The sequence below is a fragment of the Micromonospora chaiyaphumensis genome, assembly GCF_900091435.1.
GTDB lineage: Bacteria > Actinomycetota > Actinomycetes > Mycobacteriales > Micromonosporaceae > Micromonospora > Micromonospora chaiyaphumensis.
This window is the reverse complement of the sequence record NZ_FMCS01000005.1, coordinates 200,349-222,014: the sequence shown is the minus strand read 5'-3', so window position 1 is coordinate 222,014 and position 21,666 is coordinate 200,349. Positions and strand designations below refer to the sequence as shown.

Here is a 21,666-nt window from a genome sequence, read left to right as displayed (position 1 = left end):
CAACCCCTCCCCTCCGGGTAGCAGTCCCATGGACGGCACCGAAGAGGGGACTTTCCGGCATGAAGGCACTGACCTGGCAAGGCAAGCGTGACGTCCGCGTCGAGGACGTACCGGACCCCCGGATCGAGGAGCCGACCGACGCGGTCATCCGGATCACCTCGACCGCCATCTGCGGCTCCGACCTGCACCTCTACGAGGTGCTCGGGCCGTACCTGAAGCCCGGCGACGTGCTCGGGCACGAGCCGATGGGCATCGTCGAGGAGGTCGGCCCCGGGGTGACCCGGCTCAGGCCCGGCGACCGCGTGGTCGTCCCGTTCAACATCTCCTGCGGCTCGTGCTGGATGTGCGACCGCCGGCTCTACGCCCAGTGCGAGACCACCCAGGTGACCAGCGAGGGCAAGGGCGCGGCGCTGTTCGGCTACACCTCGCTCTACGGCTCCGTCCCGGGCGGGCAGGCCGAGTACCTGCGGGTGCCGCAGGCCCAGTTCGGCCCCATCAAGATCCCGGAGACCGGGCCCGACGAGCGCTGGCTCTACCTCTCCGACATCCTGCCCACCGCCTGGCAGGCCGTGAAGTACGCGGACACCCCGCCCGGCGGCACCCTGGCCGTGTTCGGCCTCGGCCCGGTCGGGCAGTTCTGCGCCCGGATCGGCCGGCACCTCGGCGCGGGCCGGGTGATCGGGCTGGACCTGGTGCCGGAGCGGCTGGAGATGGCCCGCCGGCACGGCATCGAGGTGCTCGACGTCAGCGAGCTGGACGACGTGCCCGGTGCGCTCATCGACCTGGTCGACGCGCGCGGCCCGGACGCGGTGATCGACGCGGTCGGCATGGAGGCGCACGGCGCGCCGCTCGGCAGGGTCGCCCAGACCGCCGCCGGGCTGCTCCCGGACAAGCTGGCCCAGACCATGACCGACAAGGCCGGCGTCGACCGGCTCGTGGTGCTGCACGCCGCGCTCAGGGCGGTCCGGCGCGGCGGCACCGTGTCGATCTCCGGTGTGTACGGCGGCGAGCAGGACCCGATGCCGCTCATGGAGATGTTCGACCGGGGCGTCCAGCTGCGCATGGGGCAGTGCCACGTGAAGCGCTGGATCGACGACATCATGCCGCTGCTCGCCGGCGACGACGACCCGCTCGGCGTCGAGGACCTGCGCACCCACCGGGTGCCGCTGGCGCGGGCGCCGCAGGCGTACGAGATGTTCCAGAAGAAGCAGGACGGCTGCGTCAAGGTCGTGCTCGAACCGTGAGCCGCACGGTGGTCGTCACCGGCGCGACGAGCGGCATCGGCCGGGCGGCGGCCCGGGAGTTCGCCGGCCGCGGGGACCGCCTGGTCCTCGCGGCCCGCTCCCCCGCCACCCTCGCCGAGGTACGCGACGAGTGCCGGGCGGCGGGCGCCGACGTGCGGACCGTACCCATGGACGTCACCGCGCCCGGCGCGGTGGCCGCGCTGGCCGACACGGCCGAGGCGGAGTTCGGCGGCATCGACGTCTGGGTGCACACCGCCGCCGTGATGGCCTACGGCCGCTTCGACGAGACCCCCGCCGAGGTCTTCGACCAGGTGGTCCGCACCGACCTGCTGGCCGCCGCCGAGGTGGCCCGGGTGGCGCTGCGCCGCTTCCGGGCCGCCTCGGGCGGCACGCTGATCCTCACCGGCTCGGTCCTCGGGCACATCACGGCGCCCTACATGAGCGGCTACGTGGCGGCCAAGTGGGGCCTCCAGGGACTCACCCGGGCGCTCCAGCAGGAGGCCCGGGAGACCTCCGGCGTGCGGATCTGCCTGGTCAACCCGGGCAGCGTCGACACGCCGGTCTACCGGCAGGCGGCCAACTACCTGGGCCGGATCGGCCGCCCGCCGCCGCCGGTCACCACCCCCGAGCGGGTGGCCCGGGCCATGGCCGACTGCGCCGACCGGCCCCGCCGCGAGGTCTCGGTGGGGCGGCTCAACGTCGTCATGCGATTCGGCTTCACCGTGCTGCCCGGGGTGTACGACGTGCTGGTGGGGCCGCTGATGCGGCGCGCCGGGCTGACCGACCGGCCGGTCGCGCCGCACCCGGGCATCGTCTTCGCCCCGAACCCGGCCGGCGAGGCGGTCCGGGGCGGCTGGCGGCCCGACCTGTCGCGGGCGGTCCGGTCGGTGAGCGGGGTGACCGCGGCGGCCGGCTCGGCGCTGCTGCGCCGGCTCCGGTGAGCGGGCGCGGGCCGGGTGCGTCGTCGCCCGCGCGGGGTGGCGGGCGGATGGCTACCGTGTACTGCGGGACACGGCGGAGGGACGGGACATGCGGCGACCGGCAGACCGGGAACTGGAACGCGCGGCCGGCGGGCGGCGGTGGCGGATGGCGGGGCTGGCCGCGGTGGCAGGGCTGGCCTGGGCGGCGCGGGACGTGCCCGCCCAGCTCGGCGGCCGGCTCTCCGGCGCCCGCGCGGAACGGGCCGCCCGCTCGCCGCGCTTCCGGGACGGCACCTTCCACAACCCGTCGGGCACCCGCAGCACCATGGTCGCCGACCCCGGTCGCAACCTGGTCAAGGAGCTGATCTTCGGCAAGCAGAAGCGGCGGCCCTCCGCGGCGGTCCCGCTGCTGCGGCCGGCCGAGGTGGCACCCGGCGACGCCGACGCGCGCACCGAGCTGAACATCGTCTGGTACGGGCACGCCTCCACGCTGGTCGAGATCGAGGGGCACCGGGTGCTGCTCGACCCGGTCTGGAGCGACCGCTGCTCCCCGTCGGCGCTGGTCGGCCCGCGCCGCATCCACGAGCCGCCGGTCCGCCTCGAGGAGCTGCCCCGGCTCGACGCCATCCTCATCTCGCACGACCACTACGACCACCTGGACATGGCCACCGTCCGCGGGCTGCTCGAACACCAGTCCGCGCCGTTCCTCGTGCCGCTCGGCGTCGGCGCCCACCTGGACCGGTGGGGCGTGCCCGAGGAGCGGATCGTCGAGCTGGACTGGGCGGAGAGCCACCGGATCGGCGAGCTGACCCTCACCGCGACCGCGGCCCAGCACTTCTCCGGCCGCGGGCTGCGCCGCGACGGCACGCTCTGGAGCTCCTGGGTGATCGCCGGGGCGCAGCGGAAGGTCTTCTACACCGGCGACTCCGGCTACTTCGACGGCTACGCCGAGATCGGCGCGGAGCACGGCCCGTTCGACGCCACGCTCATGCAGATCGGCGCGTACGACCGGGCGTGGCCGACCATCCACATGTTCCCCGAGGAGGCGGTCGCCGCTCACCTCGACCTGCGCGGCGGGCTGTTCCTCCCGGTGCACTGGGCCACCTTCAACCTGGCCCTGCACGACTGGTCCGAGCCGGTGGACCGGCTCTGGGCCGAGGCGAAGGCCCGGGACGTCCGGCTGGCCGTGCCGCGGCCCGGCGAGCGGGTGGTGGTGGACGAGCCGCCGGCGGTCGACGGCTGGTGGCAGGCCGTCGCCTGACCGCGCGCCTCAGAGCACGAAGGCGTCCGTCCAGAGGGCGCCGGAGCGGCCGGACAGCGCGTCCAGCATCGCCACCGCCTGCCCGTCGGTGAGCTGCGCGACGAAGTCGACGATCGCCCGCCCCCGGGCCCGGCCGATCCGGTCCGGGGTGCGCGGGTGCAGCTCGGCCTCGGCCAGCTCGACCAGGTCGTGCAGCCGGCGGGGCAGCCGGGACTCCTCCTCCGGGTCGAGCAGCCACTCCCACAGCGCCTCCACCAGGGTGCCGAGCAGCCGCGCCTGGCCCCGCTGGTGGAGGGCCAGGTCCGGGCGGGCCAGCACGAACCGGTGGTGCACGAACTTGAGCACCTGCACCTCGTGCCACTGCGGCTTGGCCAGCAGCACGTACCCGGAACGGACGTCCGGCTCCGGGGTCACGGTGATGGCGTCGACGAACCGGGTGGACCAGCGGGCGGAGAACCGGGCCACGTACTGCTCGGCCTCGATCGAGCCGTCGAAGGGCAGCGCCAGCAGCCCCTCCACCAGTTCCTCGCGGACATGCTCGACGGCGGCGGCGAACGCCCCGTCGTCGGCGATCCAGGCGTCCTTGCGGTGCAACTGCCGGCGCAGCCGCTCGATCGCCGCGCCGGGCCGCCGGCCCGCCGCGGCCAGCGCCGAGGCGGTGATCGCCCGGAAGTGCCCGCACTCCCGCTGCCAGGCCATCAGCTCGGCGGCCACCGCGCCCTGCTGGAGCACGCCGACCCGGTAGAAGTCCTCCACGTCGTGGATGGCGTACGCGATGTCGTCGGCGGTGTCCATGATCGACGCCTCGGGCGTCTGCTGCCAGTCCGGGATCCGGCCGGCGAACGGCTTTCGGGCCTGCCGCAGGTCGTCCAGCTCGGTCCGGTACGCGCCGAACTTCGCCGACCCGCTCTCCGGGTCGTCCGGCGGGGCGGCCGCGCCGCGCGGCGCCGGGTCCAGGTGCCGCGGGTGCGGGTCGGGGTGGTCCAGCCGGGTCCACGGGTACTTCAGCATCGCCGCCCGGACCGCCGCCGTCAGGTCCAGGCCGGTGGTCGCCGCGCCGCGGATCTCGGTGCTGGTGACGATCCGGTACGACTGGGCGTTGCCCTCGAAGCCGTCGGCCAGCCCGAGCCGCTGCCGGGCCAGCCGGTCCAGCACCCGCTCCCCCAGGTGCCCGAACGGCGGGTGACCGAGGTCGTGCGCGAGCGCGGCGGCCTCCACCACGTCCGGGTCGCAGCCGCCCAGCTTCTCCAGCAGGTCCCGGTGCGCAGGGTCGGCGCTCAGCCGCTCGGCGACGGCCCGGGCCACCTGGGCCACCTTCAGGCTGTGGGTGAGCCGGTTGTGCACGAGCAGCCCTGACCCGCCCGGGCTGATGACCTGGGTCACCCCGTTGAGCCGGGCGAAGAAGGGTGACCCCACGATGCGGTCCCGGTCGGCCCGGAACGGGCTGACGGCGAGGTCACCGAGCGCTCGGGCGCTGCCGCCGAAGAGCCGCCGGGCCCGCGGGTCCGCAGGTAGTTCCATGATCGCCACGCTAGCGCAGCGTCCCGGAGGTCGCGATGCGCCTGTCGCCCGCTGGGACCGGTGTGCCGGACGGGGCGCGGCGGGTGCCGCGCGGCCGGCCGGGGCGCGCCCGGCACAATGGCTGCCGAACCCACCCGAGAAGGCGGATCAGATCGTGACCCAGTCTGTGCACCAGCGGATCGCCGAGGAGCTCGGCGTCGCCGAACGGCAGGTGCGGGCGGCCGTGGAGCTGCTCGACGGCGGCGCCACCGTGCCGTTCATCGCCCGCTACCGCAAGGAGGCCACCGGCCTGCTCGACGACGCGCAACTGCGCACCCTGGAGGAGCGGCTGCGCTACCTGCGCGAGCTGGACGAGCGGCGCGCCGCGGTGCTGGAGTCGATCCGCGGCCAGGGCAAGCTCGACGAGGCCCTGGAAGCACAGATCATGGCGGCCGACTCGAAGTCCCGGCTCGAGGACATCTACCTGCCCTACAAGCCGAAACGGCGCACCCGGGCCCAGATCGCCCGCGAGGCGGGGCTGGAGCCGCTCGCCGACACGCTGCTGGCCGACCCGGCGCGGGACCCCCGGGACACCGCCGCCGGCTACGTCGACGCCGACAAGGGGGTCGCCGACGCCGCGGCCGCACTCGACGGCGCCCGGGCCATCCTCGTCGAGCGCTTCGCCGAGGACGCCGACCTCATCGGCACGCTGCGCGAGCAGATGTGGTCGCGGGGCCGGCTGGTCTCCCGGGTACGCGAGGGCCAGGAGACCGCCGGCGCCAAGTTCGCCGACTACTTCGACTTCGCGGAGCCGTACCCGAAGCTGCCCTCGCACCGGATCCTCGCCATGTTCCGGGGCGAGAAGGAGGGCGTGCTCGACCTGACCATGGACCCGGAGGCCGAGGGCGACTCCGACGCCGTGGTCACCGGCCCCACGCGCTACGAGGCGGCCATCGCCGGCCGGTTCGGGGTCAGCGACCAGGGGCGGCCCGCCGACCGGTGGCTGACCGACACGGTGCGCTGGGCGTGGCGTACCCGGATCCTCATCCACCTCGGCGCCGACCTGCGGCTGCGGCTCTGGCAGGCGGCCGAGGAGGAGGCCGTCCGGGTCTTCGCCACCAACCTGCGCGACCTGCTGCTCGCCGCGCCGGCCGGCGCCCGCCCCACCATGGGCCTCGACCCGGGCCTGCGTACCGGCGTGAAGGTGGCCGTTGTCGACGCCACCGGGAAGGTGGTCGCCACGGACACGATCTACCCGCACGAGCCGCGCCGGCAGTGGGACGCCTCGGTGCACACGCTGGCGACCCTGGCCGCCGCGCACGGCGTCGAGCTGGTCGCCATCGGCAACGGCACCGCCAGCCGGGAGACCGACAAGCTCGCCGGGGACCTGATCAAGCGGCACCCGGAGCTGAAGCTGACCAAGGTGGTCGTCTCCGAGGCCGGCGCGTCGGTCTACTCCGCGTCCGCGTACGCCTCGCAGGAGCTGCCCGGGCTCGACGTGTCGCTGCGCGGTGCGGTCTCCATCGCCCGCCGCCTCCAGGACCCCCTCGCCGAGCTCGTGAAGATCGACCCGCGTTCGATCGGCGTCGGGCAGTACCAGCACGACCTGTCCGAGGTGAAGCTGTCGCGCTCCCTCGACGCCGTGGTCGAGGACTGCGTCAACGCGGTCGGCGTGGACGTCAACACCGCCTCGGCCCCGCTGCTCACCCGGGTCTCCGGCATCGGCGCCGGGCTGGCCGAGAACATCGTGCTGCACCGGGACGCCAACGGGCCGTTCCGCACCCGGGCCGAGCTGAAGAAGGTGTCCCGGCTCGGGCCGAAGGCCTTCGAGCAGTGCGCGGGCTTCCTGCGCATCCCGGGCGGCGACGACCCGCTCGACTCCTCCAGCGTGCACCCCGAGGCGTATCCGGTCGTGCGCCGGATCCTCGCCCACACCGGGCAGGATCTGCGCGCGCTCATCGGGAAGTCGGCCATCCTGCGCGGCCTCCGGGCGACCGAGTTCGTCGACGACACCTTCGGCCTGCCCACCGTCACCGACATCCTCGCCGAGCTGGAGAAGCCCGGCCGCGACCCGCGCCCGGAGTTCCGGACGGCCACCTTCGTGGAGGGGGTCGAGAAGATCAGCGACCTGACGCCGGGGATGGTGCTGGAGGGCGTGGTCACCAACGTGGCCGCGTTCGGCGCGTTCGTCGACGTGGGCGTGCACCAGGACGGCCTGGTCCACGTCTCCGCCATGTCGCACACCTTCGTGAAGGACCCCCGCGACGTGGTGAAGTCCGGCGACGTGGTCCGGGTCCGGGTGCTCGACGTCGACGTGCCCCGCAAGCGGATCTCGCTGACCCTGCGGCTGGACGACGAGGCCCCCGCCGGGCGCCCGCAGGGTGGCGACGGCCGCCGCGACCGCGGCGCTGACGCGGGCGGCCCGGGTGCCGGTCAGCGCGGCGGCCGGAGCGGTCAGGGCGGTAGTGGCCAGGGCGGCAGCGGGCCGCGCGGTGGCCAGAGCGGCGGCGGTCAGGGCCGTAGTGGTCAGGGCGGCGGCGGTCAGGGCGGCGGCGGGCCGCGCGGTGGTCGTGAGGAGCGTGGCGACCGGGGTGGCTCGCGCGGCGGGCCGCAGCAGCGGCAGGGCCGCGGCGGCGGCGCTCCGGCGCCGGCCAACAGCGCCATGGCGGACGCGCTGCGGCGCGCCGGCCTGGCCTGAGGTTGCGCGACGCTGTCGAGCTGACGTCACGAACGACTCAACCCGACAGCGCACCCGCCGCGCGAACGGTTGGCACTCCGTCGAGATCTTGGACAGTTGTCGTTCGCCTCGAACGGCAACTGTCCAAGATCCAGGTACCTTGACCGCCCGACGATGATCTTCTGCGCCGCCAGCGGGAGCGCTCGGCAGGTCGCGGCCTGACGTCGCCGGCGACTCAGCTCGACAGCGTGACCGTGGATGGCCCGGTGGAAGCGTCGAGGGGGTGGCGCGCGGGGGCGCGTACCCTCGCGGGCGTGAGTGGCGACGACGGCCTGGAGTGGCGGGAACGGCAGCGCCGCGCGGTGCGGGCGCACGCGGCGGCCGACGCCCGGCAGCGCGCCGCCGAGCAGGCGGAGGCCGCGGAGCTGGTGGCCCGGTTCGCCGCCGAGGCGCTGCGGCGCGGGCTGCGCACCGAGCGGCTGACGGCGGCCGGCTACGACGGACGCGGCCGGTACCGCACCCGGATCACCGGCTGGTACGTGGACCGGGCGCACAGCCGGGCCGTGGACACCGACGGCCGCTTCTACCTGCTCACCGTGCCGCCGAGCCTGCGGTCGCGGCTGTTCGGGGCCGACCCGGAGCCCGCGCCGCCGCCACTCGTGGTCGGGCGGGGCGGCCGGGACGGTGAGTCGGTGCCTCTGGGGACGCTGCTCAGCCTGCGTCTCGAGGCGGGCGACGACTGGCGCTGACCGGCACCGAGCGGTCGGCCCGCTGCCGGGGCACGCCGCGCGTGGACCGCCGCTCCACCCGTCGCCACCAGCTGAGCTGCAGGACCAGGGTGAGCAGGCCGGCCAGCACGATGGCGGCCAGGTTGATCACGAGCTGGAGGGCGGAGCCCGCCGCCTCGTGCCAGACGCCGTAGGCCGCCGCGACCGCCACGTTCGCCGCCGCCGGCACGGTGGTCACCGAGATCAGCACGCCGACCAGCGAGCCGGACTTCTTCGAGGTCAGCGAGAGCATGCCGGCGATCCCGGCGAGCACGCCGACCACCCACGACAGCGCGTCCGGGCGCCAGATGAAGTCGGTGAGCGGCCGGTCGGCCAGCAGCATGCCCCGGCTGACCAGCCCGGCGGCGGTGAGCGCCCAGGTACTCAGGACGGTGGCCACCATCGCCACGAGGAAGCCGACCACGAGGGCCTGCACCGAGCGGCCGATGACGTGCGGCTGCCGGCGCAGGAGCGCCACGCAGAGGGCCGCGAGCGGGCCGAACTCCGGGCCGACCACCATGGCGCCGACGATCAGGATGGGCTGGTCGAGCAGCACGCCGATGCCGGCGATCATGGTGGCCACGACGATCAGCGCCAGGAAGGTGCCGGTGAGCACGGTCTGCTCCCCGGTCTTCGCGGCGATCTCGTCCCAGACCACGGCGTCGTCGCCGTGCCCGGGGGCGTCCTCCGCGGCCTTGTCCGCCGCCGCGGACAGGGTCAGCTCGACGTCGTCGGCCGCGATGGCCCCCTGCGCCTCGACGCCCAGGTCCTGGAGCTTGCGCAGCACGCCGTCGGCGCTCTCCCGCACCACGTCACAGGTGACGTAGTCACCGGCCGGCTGGCGGGCGGCCCCGGCCAGCACGACGAGGTGGGTGACGCCGGGATCGGCCGCCAGCAGGTCGACGACGGCGCTCGACCGATCGGGGGGCGCGATCACCCTCAGGTGCAGCACCGGCCACCTCCCCTGCGTTGCGGCGGCCCAGCACCGCCGGCCGCCGCACTCTACCGGTCCGGCCCGGCCGCGGCAGCCGCACGGAAGCGAGCGAGGAACGCGAAAGGGATCTTCGTTGGCATTAGGGCAACACCGGCCATCAGGTGCCTCGTTGACCTTCCCGGAGGCAGCGGGACGACTCCCGCCGACAGACCCGGGGGCTGAGGATGGCGGTAGGCGGACAGGACGACACTCAGCGGCCGACCGGCGGTGGGCACGAGCGCGTACTGCTCTCGCCGCCCGACGTCGGGCCGCTGGAGGAGTCCTACCTGCTCCGCGCGCTGCGCTCGGGCTGGGTGGCACCGGTCGGCCCCGAGGTCGACGCCTTCGAACGCGAACTCGCCGAGCGGGTGGGCACCGCCCATGCCGTCGCGCTGTCCTCCGGCACCGCCGGGCTGCACCTGGCCCTGATCGCCCTGGGCGTCCGGCCCGGAGACGCGGTGATCGTCCCCACCCTGACCTTCGTGGCGACCGCCAACGCGGTGGTCTACACCGGAGCCGAGCCGGTCTTCGTCGACTGTGAGCCCGAATCCGGCAACCTGGATCCCGAGCTGCTCGACCGCGCCCTGCGCGAGCTGCGCCACGCGGGCCGGCGGGTCGCCGCGGTGCTGCCCGTGGACATGTTCGGCTCCTGCGCCGACTACGGCCGCATCCTGCCCATCTGCGCCGCCGCCGGCGTACCCCTGGTGGAGGACGCCGCCGAGGCACTGGGCGCCACCTTCGACGGGCGGCCCGCCGGATCGTTCGGCCGGGCCGGGGTGCTCTCGTTCAACGGCAACAAGATCATCACCACCTCCGGTGGAGGCATGCTGGTCACGGACGACGGCGACCTCGCCGACCGCTGCCGCTACCTCTCCACCCAGGCCCGCCAGCCGGTGCCGCACTACGAGCACACCGACACGGGCTACAACTACCGGTTGAGCAATCTCCTGGCCGCGGTCGGTCGTGCCCAGCTGCGCCGGCTCGACTCGATGATGGCGCGGCGACGCGCCCACCGGTCGCGCTACGCCGCGCTCTTCGCGCAGACCCCGGGGGTACGCCTGCTCGGAGCCGGTGACCCGGCCGCCAACTGCTGGCTGACCAGCATCCTGGTCGACCCGGAGGCGGCCGGCTGGCGGGCCGGTGAGCTGGCGGCCCACCTGGCCGCGGCGGACATCGAGACCCGGCCGGTGTGGAAGCCGATGCACCTTCAGCCCGTCTTCGCCGGCGCCCGCACGCTGCTGACCGGTGCCGCCGAACGGCTCTTCGCGACCGGCCTGACCCTGCCCAGTGGATCCGGCATGACCCCGGAGCAGGTGGACCGGGTCTGCGCGCGGATCGACGACTTCCTGCGCCGATCGTCGAGGGGTGCCGACCCCGACCTGCCAGCGGTCCGACGGGCTCACGTCGCCGAGTCGGTCGGTGCCCCGGTCCCCACCTCCTGACCCACCGGGACACCGTTCGCCACCGTCTCCACACCTGCCTGGACCCGGAGGTCTGCCATGGACACCCAGCACCGCCGTCGGCGGGTGGTCGTCCTCAACCAGTACGCCCAGCCCCTGTCGCGCGCCGGGGGCACCCGGCACGTGGAGTTGTTCAGCCGCCTGCGCGGCTGGGACTGGTCCATCGTCGCGGCGTCGTGGGACCACTTCAGTCACAGCGACCTCGCCGCCGACGACCCGCACTTCGTCACGGTTCCGGTGACCCGCTACACCGGCAACGACCACCGGCGCGTGCTGAGCTGGCTCACCTACGCCCGCAACGCGTGCCGCGCCGTCCTGCGCGGGCCACGCCCCGACGTCGTGTACGCCTCCTCGCCGCACCTGCTCACCCCGGTGGCCGGGTGGCTGGCGGCCCGGCTGCGCCGGTCCCGGTTCGTGCTCGAGGTCCGCGACCTCTGGCCCGAGGCCATGGTCAGCACCGGCTTCCTCCGCCGGAACTCGCCGACCCACCGGCTGCTGCGGGCGCTGGAACGCTGGCTCTACCGGCGGGCCGACCGGATCGTCATCGTCGCCGCCGGCTGGCGCGCGTACTTCGCCGCGGCCGGAGTGCCGGACGCGAAGCTGGAGTGGATCAGCAACGGCGCCGAACCGGAGGACTTCGACCTCCGCCCCGACCGGTACCAACCGCTGCGCCGGCGGGTGCCGGTGCGGGGCCGGCTGCTGGTGTTCGCCGGCTCGCACGGGGCGATCAACGGGCTGCACCGGCTGCTGGACGCCGTGGCCGAGGTGCCGGAGCACACCTTCGTCCTCATCGGCGACGGCCTGGAGAAGCCCGAACTCGTGGCCCGCGCGGCGGCCGAGGGACTGACCAACGTGCACTTCCTCGACCGCGTCCCGAAGCAGGAGCTGCGGGGCATCCTCGGCGACGCCGACATCGGCATCCACGTGCTCGCGCACAGCCCCGTGTACGACCTGGGCGCCAGCCCGAACAAGCTGTACGACTACCTCGCGGCCGGCCTGCCCGTGGTGAACAACTGCCCGGGCGAGCCCGAGGACATCCTGCGGGCCGCCGACTCCGGGCTCACCGTCCCGACCGCCGATCTCGCCACCGGCCTGCGGGAACTCGCCGCGCTGGAGCCGGAGAAGCTCGCCGCGATGGGCCGGCGCGGACGCCGGTACGTCGAGGAGAACCGGTCCCGCACCGTGATGGCGGCGAAGCTGCAGCGCTTGCTGGACGGCCTGGTGGAGGAAATCCCGCCCGTTCGGCCTTGAATACGTGGAATGTCACCTATGAGGTGGTTTGACCGTTTATAACGGTTGGGGCGTTCAACGCCGCCGCTCGTACCCGAAGCCCTCAGCAAGGAGCCTCCATGCCGCTCAGCGCCCGTACTTCCGCCCCGACCAGACCCACCGCCGACAGGTGGCCCGGCTTCGCCCTGGCCGACGCCGCGGCGTGGTTGGTCGGCGTCACGGTCGCCACCTGGGCCCGCTACGAGTTCGACCTGACCGCGGCGCAGATCCTCGGGGCGGCCGGCCTCGGACTTCTGCTCGCCGTGCTGCACCAGGGGTTCGGGTGGTACCGGCGGCTGCGGTGGGGACGCCACCCGGTCGGGAGCCTGGAGGACGCCCGGTCGCTGGCCGCCGTCGCCGGAGTCGTCGCCGTGGTCGGGACCCTGGTGGACCTGACACTGCCCGGCCGTCCGGTGCCGGCCAGCGCGCCGATCCTGGGCGCCGCCGTGGCACTGGTGGGCATGCTGACCGCCCGCTGGGCTCACCGGCACCGCCGCGACCGCACCCTCCGTCCCGACCCGCGGTCGGCCACCCCGGTGCTGCTGTTCGGGGCGGGCGAGGCCGGGCACGCCCTGCTCCGGGCGATGCTCAGCGACCCCCAGGGCCGCTACCTGCCGGTCGGCCTGCTGGACGACGACCCGGCCAAGCGCGGCCTGCACGTCATGGGCGTACGGATGCTGGGCAACCGCAACGCCATCGGGGCGGCCGTGCGCCGCACCGGCGCCACCACGGTGATCTTCTCGGTGGCGACCGCCAGCGCCGAGGAGATCCGCGAGGTACGGGCCCTGACCGTCGCCACCGGCGCCGACTTCAAGGTCCTTCCGCCCGTACGCGAGCTGGTCGACCACCGGATCACCGTCACCGACGTGCGCAGCCCGGACATCGCGGACCTGCTCGGGCGCCGGCAGGTGGTCGCCGACCTGGCGACCGACGGAGGCCTGCGCGGCCAGCGGATTCTCGTCACCGGGGCGGGCGGCTCGATCGGCTCGGAGCTGTGCCGGCAGATCATGCGCGCGGAGCCGGGTGAGCTCATGATGCTCGACCGCGACGAATCGGCCCTGCACGCCCTGCAGCTGTCCCTGAACGGCCGGGCGCTGCTCGACGGCAACGAACTGATCCTCGCCGACCTGCGCGACGACGAGGGGATCCGGCGGATCATCCGGGAGCGGCGCCCCGACGTCATCTTCCACGCCGCCGCACTCAAGCACCTGCCCCTCCTGCAGCGGCACCCGGGCGAGGCGGTCAAGACCAACATCTGGGGCACCCTGTCCGTGCTGGACGCCTGCCAGGACGTCGCCAAGTTCGTCAACATCTCCACCGACAAGGCCGCCGACCCGGTCAGCGTGCTCGGTTACTCCAAGCGGATCACCGAACGGCTGACCGCGCACGCGGCGCAGTCGTATCCCGGGACCTTCCTCAGCGTCCGCTTCGGCAACGTGCTCAGCAGCCGGGGCTCCGTGGTCACGGCGTTCCGCGCCCAGGTCGAGGCCGGCCTCCCCATCACGGTGACCCACCCGGAGGTCACCCGGTACCTGATGACCGTGCAGGAGGCCGTACACCTGGTCCTGCAGGCCGCCGCGATCGGCCGGGACGGTGAGGCGCTCGTGCTCGACATGGGCGAACCCGTCCGCATCGACGACCTCGCGCGCCAGATCGCCGCCCAGTCCGCGGGCGAGGCCCGGATCGTCTACACCGGGCTGCGGCCCGGCGAGAAGCTGCACGAGGACCTCCTGGGTCGGGACGAGACCGACATCCGGCCGCTGCACCCACTGATCTCCCACGTGACGGTGCCGCCGTTGGACCCGGCCGAGACCTCCTCGCTGGACCCGTACGACGACCCGGAGAAGACCATCGAACGCCTGGCCTGGCTCTGCCGGCAACCGGCCGGCATTCCGGCGGAGCTCGACAGCGTCGCGCTCGGCACCCGCTGACGTCCCGGCCGGCGGCCCGGGCCGCCGGCCACATCCCGCGACCCACCATCATCCGGAGGTCCTGACGATGATGCCCTCGACCGTGGCCCTGGCAAGGGTCCCCGTCGACCGCGCCACCGGTTACGAACGACGCAAGCGACTCTTCGACATAGCGGTCGCGGCGGTGCTGCTGGTTCTGCTGGCGCCGCTCGTGGCCCTGGTGGCGGCGCTGGTCGCCCTGCGACTCGGCCGGCCGGTCCTCTTCCGCCAGATCCGCCCGGGACGGCACGGGCAGCCGTTTCTCATGGTCAAGTTCCGCACCATGCGGATCGACGACTCCGCCGTCGGGCCGAGCGGGGACGAGCAGCGGCTCACGCCGTTCGGGCACCTGCTCCGCTCCACCAGCCTCGACGAGCTGCCCTCGCTCTGGAACGTGCTCAGGGGCGACATGAGCCTGGTCGGCCCCCGACCGCTTCTCACCGAATACCTCGATCGTTACTCACCGGAACAGGCCCGCCGCCACGAGGTGCGGCCGGGCATCACCGGGCTGGCCCAGGTGCGCGGCCGCAACGCGGTGAGCTGGGAGGAGAAGTTTGCCCACGACACGTGGTACGTCGACAACCGCTCCTTCCGGCTGGACCTGCGAATCCTGCTGGCCACCGTCACCACCGTGCTGACCCGTCGGGGCATCGCAGCCGCCGGCACCCGGACCGCGCACGAGTTCCACGGCTCCGGTTCGTCGACGAGGCAGCTGGAGGACGTGTCCCTCTGAGCCGGCCGGCTACCGCCGGTCCCGCCCACACCCGCCCGGAAGAAGGCCGATGACCACACTGCCGCAACTCCTGTTCCGCCCTGGCTTCCCCTCGGTCGGTCGCGTCGCACCGCCGACGGCTCGCGGATCGGAGGGCGTACCGGCATGAGCACGGATGTCGTGATCGTGGGTTGTTCCGGCCACGGACGGGAGGTGTACAGCATCGTCCAGGCGGTCAACGAGACCGGCGCCCGCCAGGAGGCGGTCCGGGTGCTCGGTTTCGTCGACGACGCGCCGTCCGAACGCAACCTCAAGCTGGTGCAGCGCCTGGACGTGGCGTACCTCGGGCGGGTCGACTGGCTGCGGACCGCACCGGCGGGCACCCACGTGCTGCTCGGCCTCGGCCACCCGGGTGTGCGCCAGCGGCTCGGCCGGCGGATCGACGGCTACGGGCTGCCCGCCTTCAGCGTCGTCCACCCGGACGCCACGGTCGGGCGCGACCTGGTGCACGGCGAGGGCCTCGTGGTCTTCCCCGGCGCCCGGGTCACCACGAACGTCACCCTGGGCCGGCACGTCCATCTCAACCAGAACGCCACGGTCGGCCACGACTCGGTGCTGGAGGACTACGTGTCCGTCAACCCGTCGGCGGCGGTCTCCGGCGACTGCCACCTGGCCGAGGCGGTGCTGATCGGCACGTGCGCCGCCGTCCTGCAGGGCCGGCGGGTCGGCCCGGGCGCCACCGTCGGGGCGAGCGCCTGCGTGGTCCGGGACGTGCCGGACGGGACGGTGGTGAAGGGGGTGCCGGCCCGATGAGCACCGGATACACCGCCTCCGGCGCACTCGCCGGGACCTCGCGGCGGCTCCGCCGCACCGCCCTGCACGCCGCTCCCACGACCACGCGGGCCGACGGGCACTCCGGCGACCGGTCCCGCACCCGAGCGCTGATCAGCGCCACCGCCGGCACCGCCGGCACCCGCATCGGCACACTCCTGGTCAGCCTCGTCGCGGGGGTGGTCGCGGCGCGCGCGCTCGGCCCGCACGACCGGGGGCTGCTGGCCGTCGCGATCGCCTCGTCCGCGGTGTTCAGCACGATGTTCGCGCTCGGCATCGACACGGCGAACCTCCGGTTGGCCGGTCGCTCGGCCGAACTGCACCGGTACGCGGCCCTGACCAGCGTCCGCTACGCGCTGCCGCTCGGCGCGGCGGCCGGCGCCGTGTGGGGGCTGGTCGGCTACCTGGGCGGCCCGACGGCGCGGCTCGGACTCGACCTCGCGACCTTCCGGTTGACACTGGCGCTGTGCCCGGTGGTCCTGCTGGCCGCGTTGCTCGGCGCCGCGGAGATCGGCCGGGGACGGGCCGCCACGTACAACCTCACCGTCATCGGCTCGCTCGTGGCGTACCTGGCCGCGCTGGTGGTGCTGGTGACGGTGGACCGGGCCAGCCCCGCCACGGTGCTCGGCGCCTACCTGCTCGGCCAGGTCGGTGGGCTGGTGGTGCTGCTGCGGCAGGTCGTCGGCGGCCGGCACCTGGCCCGCCCCGCCCCGGAGACCCGCCGCGAGTACTGGTCGTCGGCGCGCCGGGGCTTCGCCCCCAACGTCGCCCATTTCAGCATGGTGCGGGTGCAGGTGCCGCTGACGCAGGTGCTGGTCGGTGCGAGCGCCGTCGGCGTCTACTCGGTGGCCCTCGCGCTGGCCGAGACACTGCTGATCGTGCCGATCGCGTTGAGCCTGATCCTCGTTCCCACGGTGGCCAACGGGCACGCCGACTGGCACCAGGTCGCCCGGCTCGCCGGGCGGTCGCTGGTCGTCACGGTGCTCAGTGCCGCGGCACTGGCCGCCGCCGGTCCGCTGCTCGTCGCCACCCTGTACGGCGATCGCTTCGCCCCCGCCGTTCCGGTCCTGTGGGCGCTTCTGCCGGGGGTCGTCATCTTCGCCCTGGCGCGGGTGGCGCAGAGCTATCTGACCGCGACCGACCGGCCCGCAGGCACCCTGGTCGCCGCCGTCGCGGCCTCGGTCGTCGGGTGCGGCCTGATGGTGGCGCTGGTGCCGCGGTTCGGCGCGGTGGGCGCCGGGGTCGCGGCCTCGGCGGGATTCGTCGTCTACGCGACCGTCATCGCGGCGGTCTTCCTCCGACTGAACCCGGCTCGCCGCGCGGTCACGGCAACGACCCCCGGGACGACGCTCGGCGGGTCCGTGCCCACCGGTGAACGCACGCCCCGTCGGGGCGGGACGCCGCCGGGCGGCTCCTGGAACGGCTGGTTCCTGGCACTGGTGCTGGCCGTCGGTGGCGGGGCCGTCGCCGGTGTCACGGTGTCTCTCGGATCCGGCCTCCCGATGTCGACCGTGCAGCTTGCCGGCGCTGTCGTGGTCGCCGTTCTCGCCACCCTCCTGCCCGGCGCCGGCCTCTACGGGCTGGCGCTGCTGGCTCCGCTGAGCCAACTGCCCGCGCTCCCGCTGCCGGCCGTCCCCGCCATGCTCCTGTGCGGCCTCTGCTGCCTGTTCGGCACGGTGCTGCGGCGGCGGCTTCCGGTCGGCAACCGTGTGGGGGCCGCACTCCTCGTCGCCCTGGTGAGCTGGCTCCTGATCAGCATCACCCTGATCAATCCCGACGTCACGCTGCCCCGGGCCTTCTCGGTGGTGGCGGTGGTGGCACTGCCGCTGGTGGTGCTCCCGCTGGTGGCTCCCGGGGGCGGCCTCGGCGGGCGGGTGATGCTCGCCTTCGCGTTCGCGACGGCCGGTGTCGGACTGGTGCGGCTGGTTACGGTCGCCCGCGAGGGCGATCTCGCCTCGGCGGGTCCGCTGGCCGGGGACGCGCCCACGTACAACCACAACGCCTGGGGCTGTCTCCTGGTGATCGCACTGGCGGTGCTGCTGGCGCGGCTCGCCGCGACGAGCCGGGCACCGTTGCGCGTCCTGACGCTCGCCGCGGTCCTCCTGACCCTCGTGTCGATCGGCTACTCGTACAGCAGATCCGCATATCTGGGGGCGCTGGCCGTGGTGGTGGGCTTCGCGTTGCGCCGGCCGGCGCGCAGCGTCGCCTGGGCCGGCCTGCTGGCAGCCGTCACGCTCGCCCTCGGTGTCACCAGTGCGTTGCTGCCGTCCACCATCGTGGACCGGATCACCGGCACCGCCACCGGCGACACCCTCGACCTCTCCTCGTCGATCCGGCTCGATCTGTGGACGGCGGCGCTGCGGATGGCGGCCGACCATCCGGTGATCGGGGTCGGGTACCTCAACTTCAACACCCGGCTGGCCGAGTACTTCGTCCCCACCCAGACCGACGCGCACGCCTACACCGGCCTGGAGTGGAGCCAGCTCGCCCACCCGCACAACCAGTACCTGATGCTCCTCACGGAGACCGGCCTCGTCGGCACGGTGCTCGTCGGTGGCCTCCTCGTCCTCACGGTGCGGTCGGTCTGGCGCCGCTATCGCGCCCGCGTCGAGTGGACCGCCGAGGCAGCGCTGCTCGCCCTGCTGGGAGTAGGTATCGCCAGCCTGACCGGCGAGCCACTGCTGGCGCCCGCGGTCCTCGTCCCGTTCGTGCTGCTGCTCAGCACCGCTACCCGGAAGACGACACCATGACGACCCGAGCACCGGCCGACGACCGGCCCCTCCGCATCCTCCAGGTCACCACCACGCCCACCGGAGGTGACTGGTTCCTGGACCAGGTGACCGGGCTGCGTGACCGCGGGCACGACGTGCTGGCCGTGGTGCCCGGCGAGGGGCCGCTCGCCACTCGGCTCCGGCAGGCGCAGGTACCGCTGCGGATCGTTCCGCTCGCCGGCTGGCACCCGCACAAGCTGCCCCGGGTCGCCGCGGCGGAGCTGCGGCTCGTCCGGCTGATCCGGCAGTTCCGGCCCGACGTGGTGCACGCACACCTGCTCAAGGCCAACGTCGCCTGCCGGGTGGCCAGCCTGCTCGCCGGCCGGCCACTGCACGTCAACCAGGTGACCGGCATGATCCACCTGCACAGCCCGTGGCTGCGCCGGATCGACATGACGACGCTCTCCCGCGCCGACGTGCTGATCACCTCGTGCCGCGCGTTCGCCGAGCGCTACCGGACCTTCGGGGCCCGGGAGGTCGCCGTCAGCTACTACGGCTGTGACGTGCACGCACTCGACCCGACCGCCTCCGGGGAGCCGTTCCGCAAGGAGTTCGGCCTGGCCGCGGACACCCCGACCGTCGGGATGGTGGCGCACATGTACCCGAGCCGGATCCGGGCGTACCGCGAGGTGGGGGTGAAGGGGCACGAGGTGCTCATCGACGCGGTGCCGGATCTGCTGTCCCGGGTGCCCGACGCGCACGTCTTCGTGATCGGCGACCAGCTCGTGGGCGACGGGGCGTACCGGCGGTTGCTCGAAGAACGGGCCCGGCGGCGGGGCGTGGACGGCAGGGTGCACTTCACCGGCCACCGGGCCGACAAGCAGCACGTCATCGCGGGGCTGGACGTGCTGGTCAGCCCGTCGCTGGAGGAATCGGCATGCTACGCGATGGTGGAGGCGCTGCTGATGGAGAAGGGCGCGGTGGCCAGCGACGTCGGCGGGCTGCCGGACACGGTGCAGCACGAAGAGACCGGACTTCTCGTGCCACCGGCCGACCCGCACGCCCTGGCCGCGGCGGTGGCCGAGCTGCTGTCGGACCCGGATCGGCGCCGGAAAATGGGGCGGCTCGGCCGCACCCGCTGCCTGGCCCGGTTCGACATCTCCCGGACGGTGGCCCAGGTGGAGAGCATCTACCGGTCCGCGCTCGTCGGGTCGGCGAGGGCCGGCCGATGACCGGGCTGCGAACCCTCGTCGCCAACGGCCTACGTGACCTGCAGGTCCGTGACTACCCGGTCGCCGCCGATGCCCGCCCCGACGGCCGCGGACCGTACCCGCTGTTCTGGGACCATCTCCCGCACGGCACGCGGCTGGACCCGGCGGGCGTCGTGCAGGCGGCTCGCCCGGACGGCGGCTGGTACCCGAACCCGGTCTCAATGTGTCTGTACGCGCTCGGCCGGCACAACCGGGTGGTGGCCGCACGGCGGCCCGAGCCGCGGGCGGATGCTCCGCTGCTCACCCAGGCGGCCTGGCTCCGCGCACATCAGGACGGCGCGGGTGGCTGGCGCTATCCGGTGCCGGCACCCCGGTACGGTGTGGCGGCCGGCTGGTACTCCGGCATGGCCCAGGGCATGGCGGCCTCGGTGCTGCTGCGAGCCGCCGACCTGACCGGGGACCGCTCCTATCTGGACGCCGCCGACGGAGCGGTCGAGCTGCTGCTACGCCCCGTGAGCGCGGGCGGTTGCGCGCACTACGACGAGACGGGCCGCCCGTTCCTGGAGGAGTGCCCGGCCGAGCCGGCGAACCACATCCTCAACGGCGCGGTCTTCGCGCTGTTCGGCCTGATCGAGCACCAGTACCGGCAGGGCGGCTCCGCGCACCTGGCCGCCCAGGCCCGGCTCGCCGAGGAGCTGCCCCGGTTCGACCTCGGGTACTGGTCCCGCTACGACCTGCGCTGGCCGTGGCCGGCGACGGTCAACTACCACGCGCTGCACGTCTCGCTGCTGTCGGCGCTGGGGCGGCTGACCGCGAACCCGGCATTCACCGGCATGTCGGCGCGCTGGGCCCGGACGCTGCGGAACCCGCGCCACCGGTTGCGGGCCCGGATGGTGAAGGCCACCGGGATCTGGAGGCATCAGCGTGGCTGACCGGGCGGCGGTGGGCGACCCTCGTACGGTCGTGCTGCTCGGCGCCGGGCAGTCCGTGCACGTCCGCCGCTGGGCCACCGCCCTGGCCGCCCGCGGCCACCGCGTGGTGGTCACCTCGTGGTTGCCGGCCGATCCGCTGCCGGACGTGGACATCCGCAGCCCCGGGACGGCGGGCGGAGTCGGCGGCCCGGCCGGGCGGGTCTGGCGGATGCTGCGCACCGCCCGGTGGCTCCGTCGGGAGATCCGGCGGATCGCTCCGGAGGTCGTCCACGTCCACTCGGTGGGGCGGGCCGGGTTGCTCTCCCTGGCGGTCCCCCGGACCACCGCTCGGGTCGTCACCCCCTGGGGCAGCGAGCTGCGGTTCGCCTCGCGGTCCCGGTGGCGTGCCCGGGTGGCCCGGAGCGCCCTGCGGCGAGCCGCCCTGGTGGTGCCCACCTCCCGGTCCGTCGCCGGGGAGGTGGTCGACAGGTACGGCGTTCCGGCCAGCCGGGCGGTCACGGTGTCCTGGGGAGTCGACGACGAGTTCCTGCGGATGCGGGACGGGGTCGACCGGGCCGCCGTGCGGGCGGGCCTGGGTGTCCCGGCGGACGCTCGGGTGGTCCTGTCGATGCGGGGCGCCGGTCAGGTCTACCGGACCGACGACATCCTGCGCGCCTTCGCCGCCGCCGCGCCGGACCAGCCGGACCTGCACCTGGTTGTCCTCGCCGGTCACGAGCCGGCCGACGCGGCAGCGGCTTCGGCACGGGCGGAGTGCCTGGGCCGGGTCAGGGCGGCGGTTGCCGCCCTGCCGGGCCGGATCACCCTGGTCGACCGGACGCTGCCACCGGCCGACGTGTTCCGGCTGATGCGCGCCTCGGACGTCGCCGTCTCGACGCCGAGCTGGGACCAGCGCAGCTCGGCCGTGCTGGAGGCGGCGCTGGCCGGTTGCCGGCTGCTCCTGGCCGATCTGCCGCCGTACCGGGAGATGATCGCCGACGGGCTGGTCGCGGAGCTGCTCGAGGATCCCCTCGCCGACCGGCTGGCCTCCCGGCTCGCCGCCGCCGGGCCGCTGCCACTCGCCGAGCAGCAGCGCAACCGGTCCTTCATCGAGGACTCCGAGCTGTGGTCGCGCCAGGTCGAGGTGATGCGGGGGCTGTACCGGCTGATCGCCGAGACCCCGTCGGGCCTGCCGGCGGCGGTCCCCGCGCCGTCGTGCCTGCCCGTACGCCCCGCCGACCGGCCCGGGATGTGGTGAGCTGTACGGGTGGCG

General features: G+C 74.2%; 16 protein-coding genes. 14 read left to right on the top strand and 2 right to left on the bottom strand.

Annotated elements, in window-relative coordinates:
* Positions 1–59 precede the first annotated feature (59 nt).
* The 3 genes from GA0070214_RS15570 to GA0070214_RS15560 all read left to right on the top strand — a co-directional run bounded on the left by GA0070214_RS15570 (position 60) and on the right by GA0070214_RS15560 (position 3,425).
* Positions 60–1,244, top strand: a complete 1,185-nt coding sequence (locus GA0070214_RS15570; RefSeq protein ID WP_091263418.1) for a zinc-dependent alcohol dehydrogenase — start codon at positions 60–62, stop codon at positions 1,242–1,244.
* Positions 1,241–2,185 carry an SDR family NAD(P)-dependent oxidoreductase gene (locus GA0070214_RS15565; RefSeq protein WP_091263416.1) on the top strand — a complete coding sequence of 315 codons (945 nt, stop codon included), beginning with the start codon at positions 1,241–1,243 and terminating at the stop codon, positions 2,183–2,185. Before GA0070214_RS15570 ends, GA0070214_RS15565 begins: the two co-directional genes overlap by 4 nt.
* 88 nt (positions 2,186–2,273) lie before the next feature.
* The gene (locus tag GA0070214_RS15560; RefSeq protein WP_091263414.1) at positions 2,274–3,425 is read left to right on the top strand and encodes an MBL fold metallo-hydrolase; all 1,152 of its coding nucleotides are present in this window, start codon (positions 2,274–2,276) and stop codon (positions 3,423–3,425) included.
* 9 nt (positions 3,426–3,434) lie between these two features.
* Here the strand turns inward: GA0070214_RS15560 and GA0070214_RS15555 are convergent, their stop codons facing one another.
* Entirely contained in the window at positions 3,435–4,946 is a 1,512-nt protein-coding gene (locus GA0070214_RS15555; protein WP_091263970.1) for a deoxyguanosinetriphosphate triphosphohydrolase family protein, read from the bottom strand.
* A gap of 154 nt (positions 4,947–5,100) precedes the next feature.
* On the opposite strand from GA0070214_RS15555, the gene GA0070214_RS15550 reads away from it, so the two are divergent.
* Both GA0070214_RS15550 and GA0070214_RS15545 read left to right on the top strand, forming a co-directional pair.
* On the top strand, positions 5,101–7,623 hold the full coding sequence (locus GA0070214_RS15550; RefSeq protein ID WP_091263413.1) for a Tex family protein: 2,523 nt from the start codon (positions 5,101–5,103) through the stop codon (positions 7,621–7,623).
* A 293-nt stretch (positions 7,624–7,916) separates the two neighbouring features.
* On the top strand, positions 7,917–8,351 hold the full coding sequence (locus tag GA0070214_RS15545; protein ID WP_091263411.1) for a hypothetical protein: 435 nt from the start codon (positions 7,917–7,919) through the stop codon (positions 8,349–8,351).
* Here the strand turns inward: GA0070214_RS15545 and GA0070214_RS15540 are convergent.
* Entirely contained in the window at positions 8,314–9,321 is a 1,008-nt protein-coding gene (locus GA0070214_RS15540; RefSeq protein WP_091263409.1) for a DUF389 domain-containing protein, read from the bottom strand. The two genes, GA0070214_RS15545 and GA0070214_RS15540, sit on opposite strands and share 38 nt — an antisense overlap.
* Positions 9,322–9,527: 206 nt before the next feature.
* On the opposite strand from GA0070214_RS15540, the gene GA0070214_RS15535 reads away from it, so the two are divergent.
* The 9 genes from GA0070214_RS15535 (at position 9,528) to GA0070214_RS15495 (ending at position 21,651) form a co-directional block, all read left to right on the top strand.
* The gene (locus GA0070214_RS15535) at positions 9,528–10,784 is read left to right on the top strand and encodes a DegT/DnrJ/EryC1/StrS family aminotransferase (RefSeq protein WP_091263407.1); all 1,257 of its coding nucleotides are present in this window, start codon (positions 9,528–9,530) and stop codon (positions 10,782–10,784) included.
* Between the two features lie 57 nt (positions 10,785–10,841).
* Complete coding sequence (locus tag GA0070214_RS15530; RefSeq protein ID WP_091263405.1) at positions 10,842–12,053, top strand: glycosyltransferase family 4 protein; 1,212 nt, start codon at positions 10,842–10,844, stop codon at positions 12,051–12,053.
* 98 nt (positions 12,054–12,151) lie between these two features.
* A complete protein-coding gene (locus GA0070214_RS15525) occupies positions 12,152–14,002 on the top strand; it encodes a polysaccharide biosynthesis protein (protein ID WP_091263403.1) in 1,851 nt (616 codons plus the stop codon).
* 67 nt (positions 14,003–14,069) lie between these two features.
* Positions 14,070–14,753 (top strand): sugar transferase, encoded by a 684-nt coding sequence (locus GA0070214_RS15520; protein WP_244167725.1) that lies wholly within the window; start codon positions 14,070–14,072, stop codon positions 14,751–14,753.
* Between the two features lie 144 nt (positions 14,754–14,897).
* Positions 14,898–15,545, top strand: coding sequence for an acetyltransferase (locus GA0070214_RS15515; protein WP_091263401.1), 648 nt, complete (start codon positions 14,898–14,900; stop codon positions 15,543–15,545).
* Positions 15,542–18,313 carry an O-antigen ligase family protein gene (locus GA0070214_RS15510; RefSeq protein ID WP_091263399.1) on the top strand — a complete coding sequence of 924 codons (2,772 nt, stop codon included), beginning with the start codon at positions 15,542–15,544 and terminating at the stop codon, positions 18,311–18,313. Before GA0070214_RS15515 ends, GA0070214_RS15510 begins: the two co-directional genes overlap by 4 nt.
* A complete protein-coding gene (locus tag GA0070214_RS15505; protein ID WP_091263397.1) occupies positions 18,310–19,506 on the top strand; it encodes a glycosyltransferase family 4 protein in 1,197 nt (398 codons plus the stop codon). Before GA0070214_RS15510 ends, GA0070214_RS15505 begins: the two co-directional genes overlap by 4 nt.
* Entirely contained in the window at positions 19,503–20,417 is a 915-nt protein-coding gene (locus tag GA0070214_RS15500; RefSeq protein WP_091263395.1) for a D-glucuronyl C5-epimerase family protein, read from the top strand. The genes GA0070214_RS15505 and GA0070214_RS15500 overlap by 4 nt, the downstream gene beginning before the upstream one ends.
* A complete protein-coding gene (locus GA0070214_RS15495) occupies positions 20,410–21,651 on the top strand; it encodes a glycosyltransferase family 4 protein (protein WP_167364276.1) in 1,242 nt (413 codons plus the stop codon). The genes GA0070214_RS15500 and GA0070214_RS15495 overlap by 8 nt, the downstream gene beginning before the upstream one ends.
* Positions 21,652–21,666: the final 15 nt, after the last annotated feature.